Annotated in this window: 9 protein-coding genes; 5 read left to right on the plus strand and 4 right to left on the minus strand. The window is 57.0% G+C overall.

Features of this window, described 5'->3' with window-relative positions; all coding sequences use genetic code 11:
• The first annotated feature begins 9 nt into the window (after positions 1-9).
• The 4 genes from IEX74_RS15065 to IEX74_RS15080 all read left to right on the plus strand — a co-directional run bounded on the left by IEX74_RS15065 (position 10) and on the right by IEX74_RS15080 (position 6,787).
• A complete protein-coding gene (locus IEX74_RS15065; RefSeq protein ID WP_188814837.1) occupies positions 10-1,665 on the plus strand; it encodes a M28 family peptidase in 1,656 nt (551 codons plus the stop codon).
• A gap of 106 nt (positions 1,666-1,771) precedes the next feature.
• Positions 1,772-3,142, plus strand: coding sequence for a LutB/LldF family L-lactate oxidation iron-sulfur protein (locus tag IEX74_RS15070; protein WP_188814838.1), 1,371 nt, complete (start codon positions 1,772-1,774; stop codon positions 3,140-3,142).
• Positions 3,143-3,317: 175 nt separating this feature from the next.
• Positions 3,318-4,373 (plus strand): hypothetical protein, encoded by a 1,056-nt coding sequence (locus tag IEX74_RS15075; RefSeq protein WP_188814839.1) that lies wholly within the window; start codon positions 3,318-3,320, stop codon positions 4,371-4,373.
• A gap of 413 nt (positions 4,374-4,786) precedes the next feature.
• Positions 4,787-6,787, plus strand: coding sequence for a T9SS type A sorting domain-containing protein (locus tag IEX74_RS15080; RefSeq protein WP_188814840.1), 2,001 nt, complete (start codon positions 4,787-4,789; stop codon positions 6,785-6,787).
• A 78-nt stretch (positions 6,788-6,865) separates the two neighbouring features.
• Here IEX74_RS15080 and sdaAA read toward each other — a convergent pair whose 3' ends face one another.
• The 3 genes from sdaAA to IEX74_RS15095 all read right to left on the minus strand — a co-directional run bounded on the left by sdaAA (position 6,866) and on the right by IEX74_RS15095 (position 10,495).
• The gene (sdaAA, locus tag IEX74_RS15085) at positions 6,866-7,777 is read right to left on the minus strand and encodes an L-serine ammonia-lyase, iron-sulfur-dependent, subunit alpha (protein ID WP_188814841.1); all 912 of its coding nucleotides are present in this window, start codon (positions 7,775-7,777) and stop codon (positions 6,866-6,868) included.
• Between the two features lie 221 nt (positions 7,778-7,998).
• The gene (msrB, locus tag IEX74_RS15090) at positions 7,999-8,460 is read right to left on the minus strand and encodes a peptide-methionine (R)-S-oxide reductase MsrB (protein WP_188814842.1); all 462 of its coding nucleotides are present in this window, start codon (positions 8,458-8,460) and stop codon (positions 7,999-8,001) included.
• Between the two features lie 115 nt (positions 8,461-8,575).
• Positions 8,576-10,495, minus strand: coding sequence for a chloride channel protein (locus tag IEX74_RS15095; RefSeq protein ID WP_188814843.1), 1,920 nt, complete (start codon positions 10,493-10,495; stop codon positions 8,576-8,578).
• A gap of 180 nt (positions 10,496-10,675) precedes the next feature.
• On the opposite strand from IEX74_RS15095, the gene IEX74_RS15100 reads away from it, so the two are divergent.
• Positions 10,676-12,193: an NAD(P)H-hydrate dehydratase gene (locus IEX74_RS15100; protein ID WP_188814844.1), complete on the plus strand. Its 1,518-nt coding sequence runs from the start codon at positions 10,676-10,678 to the stop codon at positions 12,191-12,193.
• A gap of 306 nt (positions 12,194-12,499) precedes the next feature.
• Here the strand turns inward: IEX74_RS15100 and IEX74_RS15105 are convergent, their stop codons facing one another.
• Positions 12,500-13,393: a UbiA family prenyltransferase gene (locus IEX74_RS15105; protein WP_188814845.1), complete on the minus strand. Its 894-nt coding sequence runs from the start codon at positions 13,391-13,393 to the stop codon at positions 12,500-12,502.
• Between the last annotated feature and the right edge of the window lie 34 nt (positions 13,394-13,427).

Genomic DNA, 13,427 nt, shown 5'->3' on the forward strand with positions numbered 1-13,427 from the left:
TAATGCTTTATGAACAAACATTCTGTTTACGCGCTGCTTTTCGCAGCTGCTTGTGGCGTAAGTGTGCCGGCAACGGCGCAAAAAGTAAAAGCCAAGAAGGCGAACAAGACGGCTTCTGTGGCCGCCTCTGCTCCATCCGCTGATTTATCGGCGACGTACGCCAACACCATCACGCAGGAAGATTTGCGCAAGCACCTCTCCATCATTGCTTCTGATGCGTATGAAGGGCGCGAAACCGGTGAGAAAGGTCAGAAAATGGCCGCTGAGTACATTGCCAAACAGTTCCAGGACCTAGGTCTGACGGGGCCGGTTCAGGGCTCCAACAATCCGTACATCCAGCACTTCCAGTTGGAGCGCACGCACTGGGGCGATGTTACGTTTGTTGCTGGCAATAAACCTTTTAAGTGGCTGGAAGATTTCTTTATCTACGGCAAGTCGCCGTTTCAGGAGGAGACGACATTGCAGCCGGTTTTTGTGGGCTACGGCATTGAGCAGGAAGGCTTTTCCGACTACGCCGGCAAGGATGTAAAAGGCAAAGACGTGGTGATGCTAGGTGGTGAGCCCAGAACCAAGGACGGCAAGGCGGTGCTAGGTGCCGATGGCAAGCCCAGCAAGTGGAGCACCGACCGCAGTGCAAAAATGGGCGTGGCTATGCAAAAAGGCGCCCGCAGCGTTATCACGATCAATCCGGATGCGGCCGCTTTCACGGGTAATCTTGCCCGCATCAAGCCCTACCTGCAACAGTCGCAGATGAGCCTGCCGGCTGCTTCTGAGGCGGCTGCAAGCCCGGCGGGTTATGCCATCATTTCTATCTCGCCAACCCTAGGTGCGCAGCTGCTAGGCACCACGCCCGCGGCGCTTCAGCAATACCAGGCCGATGTTACGCAAGCCGGCAAGCCAGTAGCTGTGAAATGGAAACCTAGCTCTGCTAAAGTGAAGGCGCCCATCATCAAGGAAAGCGTCACGACTGAAAACGTGCTGGGCTACCTGGAAGGCACCGATAAGAAAGACGAGCTGCTGGTGTGCTCGGCGCACTACGACCACGTGGGTATTATCGACGGCAAGGTGTACAACGGGGCCGACGACGACGGTTCGGGCACCGTGTCGGTTCTGGAAATGGCGCAGGCATTTACGCAGGCCAAGAAAGATGGCCATGGTCCGCGCCGCAGCATCTTGTTCATCACCGTGACGGGTGAGGAGAAAGGCTTGCTAGGTTCGGAGTACTACACGGAGCATCCGGTGTTCCCGCTGGCCAGCACCGTCGCCGACCTGAATATCGACATGATCGGCCGCATCGACTCCAACCACAAGAAAGGCGACAACTACGTGAGCCTGGTGGGGTCGGATAAGCTGTCGTCGGAGCTGCACTCTATCAACGAGGCCAACAACACAAAGTACACCAAGCTCGACCTCGACTACCGCTACAACGTGCCTAACGAGCCCGAGCGCATCTACTACCGCTCCGACCACTACAACTTCGCCAAGCACGGCATTCCGGTCATTTTCTATACTACCGGCGAACACGAAGACTACCACAAAGACACGGACGAAGTCGACAAAATCGAGTTTCCGCTGATGGAAACCCGCGCCCGCCTCGTGTTCCACACGGCCTGGGAGCTGGTCAACCGCGACAACCGGATTGTAGTAGATTCCAACAAACCGTAAGTATCTTTAGTATTCTGATTACCGTCAGAGGTTCGCGGAGGTCGTCTCTGCGAACCTCTGTGTTTTTCCTCCGCGTGCCTCTGCGGTAACCCACCACCTAGCTGCCATGACCAAAGTCCTGCAATTTCTTACCGACTCCGAGCAGAAAGCCTTCGACCTGGAGCACCGGCGCAAGATTCGCTTTAACATCGGCAAGTACAACGCCGCCGTGCAGACCGGCCTGACGTGGTACCACGACCACGAGCTAGCCCGCGAACGCGCGTCGTACCTAAAATCTAAGGTCATCAACAACCTAGATCAGTACCTGCTGGAGTTTGAGCGCAACTTCACGGCGCGTGGCGGTAAGGTGATCTGGGCGCAAGATGCAAATGATGCACTGCGGGAAATCGGCAAGATCATGGCCCGGCGCAAAGCTCGCACCGTGGTGAAGGCCAAGAGCATGACTACGGAGGAAATTCACCTGAATCACTTCCTCGGTCAGAACGGCATCGACTCCATCGAAACGGACCTAGGTGAGTACATCGTGCAGCTCAACGGCGAGCGGCCCTATCACATCGTGACGCCAGCCATGCACCTGAACAAGCACGACATCGCCAACATCTTCGTCAAGCACCTAGGTATCGAGTACACCGACGACGCCCAGAAGCTGGTGCTCACGGCCCGCCACCTGTTGCGCGACAAATACACCACGGCCGAAGTCGGCATCACCGGCGGCAACTTCCTCATTGCTGACGCGGGCGCCATTGCCGTAACCGAGAATGAAGGCAACGCTCGCCTCTCCGCCACTTTTCCGCGCACCCACATTGCCATTGTCGGCATCGAAAAAGTCATTCCCAAGTTGGAGGACCTAGCTTTGTTTTGGCCCTTGCTGAGCACCAGCGGCACCGGGCAGCAGGTTACCGTTTACAATACGATTTACACCGGTCCGCGTCAGCCGTTGGAAAAGGACGGTCCGGATGAAATGTACGTGGTGCTGCTCGACAACGGCCGCACAAATCTGCTTGCCCAGCCTGATAAGCGTGAGGCGCTGAACTGCATTCGCTGCGGCGCCTGCCTGAATGTGTGCCCCGTGTACAAGAACATCGGCGGCCACACCTACGAGGCCACGTACTCGGGGCCAATCGGCTCGGTGATTACGCCACACCTGTCGGGAATGGCTGAGAATAAGCACCTGAGCTACGCCTCTTCCTTATGCGGCGCTTGCACGAGTGTGTGTCCGGTGAAGATCAACATCCACGGCATTCTGCTCAAAAACCGCCAGCAAAGTGTGCAGGAACACCTAACCGATAAAGAAGAACGACTAGCCGTGAAGCTCTGGATGCGCGCCATGCTCAGCCGCACGCTGCTGAATCTGCTGCCGGCGCGAGCTAAGAATTACGTCTTGACTCGTCTGCTGGACCTTTCCTGGAACAAGCGACGCGGCACGTTAGCTGTGGCTCCGAAGTCGTTCAACCGCATGTGGCGCGAACGGAAGTAGAACCTAGCTAGCTTTTACACAACAACGTTCTCATCTCTATACCTTACTGCAAGGTTGATTTTTGTGCGGTAGAAGGCTTTGTACAGGCCGATTCTCCGTTCGTGACTATAGCAACGAGCTAACTATTCCAGGCTGAGCTTAGTACAACAGCAGCAAATGCTAAGCGCAGCCCTGTATGTTTGGATTCTATCTGTTGCACGTGCTGGCCTTCGTGGCCGGTGGGTTTCTGGTTGTTATGGTTATCCTGGCTGCGGTGCGCTCATTCGTGATGCCCCGCAACGAGTCGGTCCTGATCAACAACTGGACGTTTATGGCTATCCGGTTTGTGTTCAACCAGCTAGCTACCAAACAGAAGACCTACGCCAAGCGCGACCGGATTATGGCGCTGTATGCGCCGTTGAGCCTGGTATCGTTACCTATTGTCTGGCTGGCAGTAGCCAGCTTTGGCTACATTCTGATTTTCTGGGCCTTAGGTGAAGAAGACTGGCTTCAGTGCTACCGACTCAGCAGCAGCGCCCTGCTTACCCTAGGTGCCGAAAACGCCGAGTCGATCTGGATCAGTGCCTTCTCCTACTCCGAGGCCGGCCTAGGTCTGCTGCTTATGACGTTGCTGATTTCCTACCTGCCGACCATCTACCAGGCGTTTTCGCGGCGCGAACTGGTGGTGGCGCGTCTGGAATTGCGGGCGGGTGTGAACCGCTCGGCGCCCGACCTGATTGGCTGGCTCAACCGCAGCGGTAGCTTGCAGGACGACCGTGAGCAGTGGGAACGATGGGAAGAATGGTTTGTGGAGATTGAGGAAAGCCACACTTCCCTGCCCATTCTCTCCTTCTTCCGCTCGCCGCAGCCGGGCCGCTCCTGGGTTACGGCAGCCAGCATCATCCTCGACACAGCTGCTCTGATTATCAGCACCATCGACCAGCCCGCCGACCCGCACATGCAGCTCTGCTTTAAAGCCGGTTGCCTGTCGATAAGCCGGGTTTCGCGCTTCTTTGATGAAAGCGCCGACGCAAAAGCTCCCGACGTTCCGGAAGACGAAGAACCTATCGAGCACCCCGACCGTGCCTCGTTCTTCACAGCCTATGAGCAGCTCAGCAACCTAGGTTTAGCCCTGAAACCCGACCGCGAGCAAGCCTGGCAGCACTACCACGAACTGCGCGAACGCTACGTAGCAGCCATCGACTACTTGGCTAAGCTCACCATGTCTCCCGACCTAAAATCGTTGGGTTAGGTGCTAGGCATACCCGTTATATTACCGTAGTTCGAAGCCTTTGTCCGGCTGAAAAAGAGTTTTTTCACAAATGCAATAATTGTAATTATTACAATATTAAACATAATATATTATAACAATTTTCCGCGAAATAATGGCATTTATTACGTTCTACTCTATAATTTAAGTAATATACTAAAATTTATATCTATACATTAATTGAGTTTTTTTTGTATAAAAACAATCTAAAATTTGCTTCTGTCGTATATTTGCCGTCTCCAATCCTATTATATACTAATAACATGCAAAAAACTGTACACTCTCGGCGAAGTTATTCTTCCCTTTCCATAGACTTGTATAGGAAAGCTTCTGCACTGCGCACTCGGGTCCTGCTTTTCGCAGGTTTTGCTTTATTCTTCCTTACCAGCTTAGCGTTGCCGGCCAAAGCGGACAGCGGGTTCTGGAAAGACTTTGTAATCATCAATAAAGGAGGTGCTAACGATTATTACTTCACTAATTATGTTACATCGAACTACCAGTTTAACGGTGCGAACCTAGGTTCAGTAGACCGAAGCACCGGCACGCTCCTGCTCAATGGTGGCGAGGCCAACACGTACAACACGAACGGTGATGCCATCGTCGCGACGCGCCTGTACTACACGGTGTACCCAGTCGGCAAACGCCCTGTTAACCCCAGTTTCTCACCTGTAAATCTGCCACGTACTACCGCAGAAGGCCCTAACAGCGGCAACGACCGGCAATGGGCTGCTACGAGTGCGGGTATCAACCTGGTAGCCGCGGCAGGCTTTGTAGGAACCTATACTCTGGAAGTATACTTTGAGGGCGACGGCACTTATCCAGGCGGCACTTTCAAGATTTTCGACAACAACAGAAACCCTAACACCAACTACCAGGCGACTTTCACCGTCACAAACTCCAGCCCACCGGCAGCATCGCAGTTGCGCTGGACCGGCGCAGTGAACAGCCGCTGGCAGGAACCCGGTAACTGGAGCCCTCGTCAGCTTCCAACCAGAGAGACTGATATAACCATTCCTAGAGGGCTCATTAACTACCCCGAGCTTGCCAATGAATTCGAAATAGCGGAGGTGCATACGCTACAGATCGAAGGTGTTAGCCTGACTGACCGGGGCCAGGTAAACTTATCAGCTGGTGAGTTGCGCGTATTTGGTGACTTTATCAATCCAGCCAACGGGTTTTCCTCAACAGGAGGCTTCTTTATCCTAGCTGGCACCAACCAAACCGTTGATGCGGGCTTGTTCTACAATCTTCGCGTAGAGGGTGGCGGTGTAAAGGTTGTCTCAACCCGTATGGACGTGCAGAACGATCTGGGGATGATTAATGGGGTGCTGGAAACTCGCACCTACGATCCATCTACTTACGGCATTGACCTGCGGCGCGATGCTAGGCTAGGTCCTGAATCGATGCAAAGCTACGTACGTGGTGTTATCCGCACCGACCGAATAATGGCACTAGGCCGCACAGAAGGTTTCGGTGGAATCGGGATAGTTGTGACGGCCTACGGCGCGGCGCCCGGCAACACATTTGTAACGCGGACCACCAATGTTGCCTTCGATAATGTTGGCAACAAACAAGGTATTAAGCGTTCCTTCGAATTCCGCCCCGATAATAACACGGGCCTGAATGCTTCCATGGTCTTCACCTACCAGGACCAGGACGTGACCGGCACAGGAGTAGTAGAAGGCAACATGAAGCTCTTTGTGACCCGCCAGAATAGCCCTGCTTTCCAGGATCTGGGCAGAGAATCTATTAACACGGGTGCTAATACCCTATCGCAAAACGGCATTGATGCGCTGCGCACTTTCACCTTAGGTGATGGTACGGCTGCCCCGCTACCGGTAGCCCTCACCAGCTTTACCGCCGCGCGCCAGGGTGCTGATGCGGTGCTTACCTGGGCTACTGCACAGGAAGAAAACAATGCCGGCTTCCAAGTGCAGGTATCTGCCGATGGCAGCTCGTTCCGTACGCTCACGACCATCAAGCCTAAGGCACCGAACAGCAGCACCGGCTACACGTACCACTACACCGACAAGGAGGTTGGCAAAACCGGTACGCGCTACTACCGCCTTCGCCAATTGGATACGGATGGCACCGAGTCGTTCTACGGCCCGCAAGCAGTGGAATTCGCCGACCTAGCAGCCGCAGCTCTCTCCGCTTCGCCTAACCCTTTCTCCTCCGAAGTTACCCTCACGGCGCAGAGCAGCGTACGCGGTACCGCCACGCTGCGCCTCACCGATATGAACGGCCGCACGGTGCGCGAGCAAGCTCTGACTTTGGAGAAAGGCGTTTCGAACCTGCCCATAGCTAGTCTCGATGGCCTAACGATTGGCATGTACTTCGTGCAGCTCACTCTGCCCAGCGGCGAGGTGCAGCGCCTGAAGGTGCTTAAGCAATAAGCAATCTAGCTTCTCAAGAGGCACAAAAAAGCCGACCTAGCTAGGTCGGCTTTTTTTGTGCTTTCTGGAAATGATTGCCTACAGGTTTTCGCCCGGTTCATCGGGTAGGATGTTGATGTCCTGCACCAATACACGCTGCTCAATCTGGCGGCCCCTGGGAGTGTTGGCCAAGCCTCCCAGGGCGGTTTCCTTGTAGCGGGTTTCCATACTCTGACCTACTTCGCCCAGCGCCGCCACGCACTCATCCACGGGGATAACCGGGTCGACGCCGGCAATGGCAATCTGGGCGGAGGAAAAGGCAATGGCAGCGGCCGAAGCATTGCGGACCACGCAGGGCACTTCCACCAGTCCCGCCACCGGGTCGCACACCAGACCTAGCATGCACTGAATAGTGATGGCCACGGCGGCAAAGGTTTGGTCTACATCGCCGCCCAGGCAATACACGATGGCGCCGCTGCCCATAGCGGCCGCGCTGCCGGTTTCGGCCTGGCAGCCGCCCACGGCACCGGCCAACGAGGCATTTTGCTCAATGATCAGGGCAATGCCGGCAGCTACGAGCAAGCCTTCCAGAATCTTGCGGTCGTCGAGCTTGTGCAGGTCTTGCAGCGTCACCAGCACACCGGGCAAAATTCCGGAGGCGCCGGCCGTGGGAGCTGCCACCACCCTGCCCATGCACGAGTTTACCTCCTTGGCTCCTAGGGCCCTAGTTACCAGCTGCTTGAATTCCGGCGACAACACCGTGACGGGCGAGGCGGCAATCTTCTTGGCCCCGTTGTTTACCATCCCCGAACGGGAGGTCATGTTTTCGGTGAGGCCCGTGTGCACGGCGTCGCGCATCACGTCGTAGGCGCGTTGCAAGCCGGCCCAGATTTCCCCCTCCGCACGGCCTTTCTGCTCAATTTCGTAGTCGAGCACGGGCTGGTAGAGCGGCTCGCCCGTTTGGGCGCAGTGGGCTTGCCAGCTGGCAAAATCAGTGAACAGCAGCGACATAAGGCAGAGAGTTTTAGCGGTACAGCGAATAAGTTACGGCAAGTTCAGGCAGCATAACCTAGGTTTGCAAGCTACAGAAAGCCCGGCAGTGCTGATCATTATCTTAGTAGAACATGCGTCTGCAAACCTAGGTGCAACCGTACGCAGGTTTCTTTCAGGCAGAAACAAAAAGAGCGGCCGGAATAACCAGCCGCTCTTTTCATCTACTGAAACCTAGGTTTTTACACCGCTTCTTTTTGCGCCTGCACCAGCTTGATAGCGGCCGAGTTGATGCACAGCCGCAAGCCGCTCGGCGGCGGACCGTCGGGGAAAACGTGGCCCTGGTGCGCGTCGCACACGTTGCAGAGCACTTCCACGCGGGTCATGCCGTAGCTGGTGTCTTTCTTGTAGCGGATGGCTTTTTCCTGCACCGGCTGCGTGAAGCTAGGCCAGCCCGTGCCCGACTCGAACTTGGTGCGCGAGTCGTAGAGCGGCGTGCCACAGCACACGCAGGCGTACAAGCCAGGCTCGTGCGCCTCGCAGTATTCGCCGGTGAAAGCCCGCTCGGTGCCGTGCTGGCGGGTTACGTAGTATTGCTCAGGAGTGAGCTGCGCTTTCCACTCCGCATCGGTTTTCTCCACCCGATGCTCCGGGGCGGGACCACCGTGGTTGGCAAGGCGGATAACATCATTCCAGTTTTGCATGGCTTTGGGATTACGAAGTCCAATCAACAAATAGATTCTATTGCAAACGAACTCAGGCGCCGGAAGTTTAAATCAGTAATCCGAACTGCGCTACTGCGCTTAGCGAGCAGAAAACCTAGCTTTCGCTAACATTCTTCTCTTTCACCTTCCCCACTTTGCTTACCCGCAGCAGATGCTGGCCGCGCAGCAGAATGCGAATGCTCCGGCGCTTCAGCGAAATATTGGCCTGCGGGCTGTTGTAATCGGCTTGCTGCAGCTGGTACGCCGATAGGATATCCCGGTAGGAAAGTACGCCCACAACAGTTCCTTTCTTCTTGCTGGCCAGCACAGGCAGCACGTCCACCTTCTCGCGCGACATGATTTCGACGGCCCGGCGCAACGTGCTGCTGTCGGTGATGGTAGCAGGCTTCTGACTGATCAGGGCCCGCACCGGCAAATCGGTGGTGGTGTGCAGGTCGAAAAGCTGGGTGAAGCTCACGATGCCTTCAAACTGACCTTCGTTGCTAACGATAATGAAGTACGTGCCCGGCGTGCCGTGGCCCGCTTCGAGCCATTCGCGCACTTCGGCCACGCTGTTGTCGCCGCTGATAGTTTCGCCGCCTTCGCGCAGCACCTGCCCCACGGTCACTTTTTCCAGCACATCCGGCTCAAAGGAATCGGGTGTGCTGACACCGCGGCGCGCTATTTTCTCCGTCATAATGGTATTGCCCATCAGGAAAAACGACACTAGATACGAGCCCGTGCAAGCCCCTAGCAGCGGCAGCAGCGCCTGCGACTGCATGGTGGTTTCGAGAGCAAACACGATGGACGTCAGCAAAGCACGCGAAGCGCCCGCGAACATGGCCGACATGCCCACCAGCGCCGCCAGCGGCAGGTTGATATTGGAGCCGGGAAACAGCTGCAATACCACGCCGCCCAGCAGCGCGCCGCTGGCCGCGCCAATCGTGAGCAACGGACCTAGGGTACCGCCCGAGGTGCCGCTGCCCAGCGCAATAACCCACGACGTAAACTTGAGCAGGCACAGCGAGAGAATTAGCATGAGCGGTAGGCGACCGGCCAGCATGTCGCCGATGTTTTCGTAGCCGACACCTAGGGTCCGCGGCGCGAAATACCCGATTACGCCCACCACCAGGCCACCCATCGCCGGCCACCACATCCAATGAATCGGCAGCTCCTCGAAGAGGTCTTCCACCCAAAACACGATCTTGGTAACCAGCACCGAAATACCACCGATGGCAATGCCAATGACGCTGTAAGCGGCCAGAGCAAAGTTGTCGGGAGCGGCAAAATCGGCCATTTTAAACTCCGGGCCGTTCTCAAACAGCAAATGGTGACCGGCCGCACCCGTGATGCAAGCCAAAGCCACCGGAATGATGGAGCGAGGCGAAAACTCAAACAGCAGCAGCTCAATAGCCAGGAAAATAGCCGCAATCGGGCAGCCGAATACGGCCGTCATGCCCGCAGTGGCGCCGGCGGCCAGCAGGATCTTGCGCTCGTTGTGCGTGATTTTGAAGATCTGGCCGATGGTAGAGCCAAAGGCGCCCCCGGTGGCGATAATCGGGCCTTCGGTACCGAACGGCCCACCTGTGCCAATGGAAATAGCGGCCGACAACGGCTTCAGAAATGTGATGGATGGCTTGATGCGGCTTTGATTGGTGAGCACCTGCTCAATGGCTTCCGGAATGCCGTGCCCGCGAATCGCCTTCGACCAGTACAGCGCCATCAGCCCAACGATCAGGCCGCCAATGGCCGGCACAACGATAACCCACAAACCTAGGTTGTTCTGCGCCGGGCTGTGGTACTTCACCGAAATCGTCTGGTAGAAAGCTAGGTTTGTAACCAAGTTGATCAGGTACACCAGATCTTTGGCGATGATGCTGATAAAGGTGCCGATCAGCACGGCTAGCGCGGAAATGAAAGCTACCCGCTTTCTATCCGGCGCCAAAAGCGTGCGGAGGCGACGGCCTCCTTCCGCGTTCAGATCCAAAGAAGTTGAAAGGGGAATGCCTTGGTTTAGAATGGTATCGTCTTTCATGAAACGGTTACTGAGGGCTGCCCGAAGGCGCAGGGAAAGGACTATATTCTTCAACGCGAATCAGTCTTGGCAGTTCCCCTGCCATCTTCTTTCGACCCGTCTAGCCCGACCAGCTCGGCCGCGGTTGCGTAAAAAGAGGCGTTCAAAACCACAAATTTCGCCTCACGGGTTAAGCTTATTATGAAGATTCTAACCGCCGCCCAAACGCACCAAGCCGATCAGGCGACCATTCAGGCCGAAAACAGCAGCTCCGATGCGCTCATGGAGCGGGCCGCTACGGCCTTCACCGATTGGCTCACCAACCGGCAGTTGCCTACGGAGGCGGGCGAAATTCTCGTGTTGGCGGGCCCCGGCAACAACGGCGGCGACGGACTGGTGACGGCCCGCCAGCTGCACCAATGTGGCTACCAGGTGCGCGTGTTGCTGCTGCCCGCCGAAAAGCACTCGGCAGATTTTACGACCAACCGGCAGCGCCTGCCCGCCGCGGTGCCCGTCGCAGACCTAGGTCCGGAAAACCTGCCGGCGCTTACGCCCGCCACATTAGTCATTGATGCCCTATTCGGCACGGGCCTGAGCCGGCCGCTGGAAGGCCTGGCGGCTACCATGGTGCAGCATCTGAATGCCTCGCAAAGCCGCGTAGTAGCCATCGATATGCCCTCCGGCTTGCTGACCGATGCGCCCCAGCCGAAGGACAGTGCCGTGGTACGGGCGCATCATACCGTGAGCTTCGAGCTGCCGAAGCTAGCTTTTTTGCTGCCGCAGAACGCGGGGTTTGTCGGGGAGTGGCACCTGCTCCCGATTGGCCTGAATCGGGAGTTTATTGCGCAAACCGAAACGGCGATGTACTTCGTGGATGCGACGCTGCTGGCCGGCAAGCTCCCGAAACGGGCGAAATTCGGACACAAAGGCACCTACGGGCACGCGCTGCTGCTGGCCGGCAGCAAGGGCAAAATCGGGGCGGCAGTGTTGGCTACAAAGGCTTGTCTGCACAGCGGCGTAGGGTTACTCACGCTGCGTACGCCCGCCATCGGCTACGACGTGGTGCAAACCGCCGTGCCCGAAGCTATGGCGCTCATCGATCCGCACCCCGATTTCATTACCGAGCTACCCGAGCTGAAATCCTATTCGGCTATCGGTATGGGGCCCGGCATTGGGCAGGAAGCTGCCACCAAAGAGGTGCTGGCCAGGTTGCTGCGCGAAGCCAAAGCGCCGCTCGTGCTGGATGCCGACGCCCTGAATCTGCTCGGCCAGAACCGCGACCTGCTGGCCCTGCTCCCACCCGATACGCTGCTCACGCCGCACCCCAAGGAATTCGAGCGCCTCACCGAACCTGCCCGCGACGATTATCACCGCCTAGAGCTGCTGCGTACCTTCTGCCAGCAGCACCGCTGCTACGTGGTCCTGAAAGGCGCCTACACCTGCCTGGGCACGCCTGACGGGCAGTTCTACTTCAACAGCACCGGCAACCCCGGCATGGGCACCGGCGGCAGCGGCGACGTGCTAACGGGCGTGCTGACGGCGCTGCGGGGCCATTCGTTTCTCTCGCCCCTGGATGCGGCGCTGCTGGGGGTGTATGCCCACGGCCGCGCCGGCGACCTGGCGGCCCAGCAAACCGGCGAAGCAGGCCTCAGTGCCGGCGATATCACGCGGTTTTTGGGACCCACTTTCCAGGAGTTGATAACGCAGCCACTCTTCTAGAATGCTCGGTTGTGGAGCAAAGTGAGCAGTAAGCAAACTAACCGGGGAAGCAGGCCTTCCAATTCAGTACCTAGGTTGGTTTTGAGGCGACTTAGATAGCTGCGGTGGCTAACTGGTTTGCCAGCTCGGCGAACTAGTTCGGGTCGGAGGCCAACTTAGTGGCTTTTGCCCCAAACTAATTCACTACAAAAGCGAAGTAGTTTGCCTTTTTAGCTACCCAGTTCGCCTCCGACCCAAACTAGTTCACTACTGAGGCGAACTAGTTAGCTGCGCCGGTAAACGAGCAAGCGCAAGTAGCGCTCCAACTCAGGAAACCAGGTACACGGCCAGAAACTGCACCAGCATCACGCCATCGGCCAGTAGGGCAAAGTAGTAATCAGGGCGGGTTTCGTCGGCAAACCAGATGATGGCGCCGGCCAGCAGCGTAGGCACCGTGAGCACCAGCAGGCTGTGGTGCAATACGCCCTGCGGGATGAGAAAGCTGGAAACCACCAGCACCGTCAGGGCGAATATTTTGGTGGCTTTCACCCCAAAAACGCCCGGAAACGTGCGGGTGCCCGTGAGCCGGTCTTTGGTATAATCGCGAATATCGAACACGAAAGCCAAGGCCAGAATGAACAGGAAGCGCCGCCCAAACAACACCAGCACCACCGGCGACAGAAGCGGTTTGGAGAGGTAAAAAGCCGGAATCCAGACCGTGACAGCGGCCCACACATACGCAATCAGAAACACTTTCAGCAGCGGAAAATCGCGTAGGGCGCGCCACTTGCCCTTCACTCGCGCCACCGGTAGCGAGTAGAGCAGCGAAATAGCCGCCAGGTGCCCCAGAAAACCGAGGAGGTGCTCCCACCCATCGAGCCAGAAGAGCAGCCCCGCCACCGCCAACGAACCTAGGGCCAGCAAGAACAGCTCGCGGCGGTGATTGATCATCCACAGCTTGCGCTCTGATAGCACCAGCTGCTGGCTGTACTTGTAGGGCAGCACGCTGTCGATGTTGTAGAGAAACAGCGTCGCCGTGAAGATCAGCATGGCCAGCCGAAACGGCACATCGACCCGCCAGAACAGAAACGTGGCCCAGGTGAGTCCTACGGCTGCCGCGGCCAGCCACGCGCTGCTGTAGAGCAGCGCATCCACGCACCGCTTCAGGCCGGCGAATGAGGTGGTAGCGGAAGCAGGCGTAGAGTCACCGAAGTTGCGCATAGCTAGGCATATACGAAGGGCAGCAAGAAATAGA

It is taken from the genome of Hymenobacter cavernae, assembly GCF_014641455.1.
In the GTDB taxonomy this organism is placed as follows: Bacteria; Bacteroidota; Bacteroidia; order Cytophagales; family Hymenobacteraceae; genus Hymenobacter; species Hymenobacter cavernae.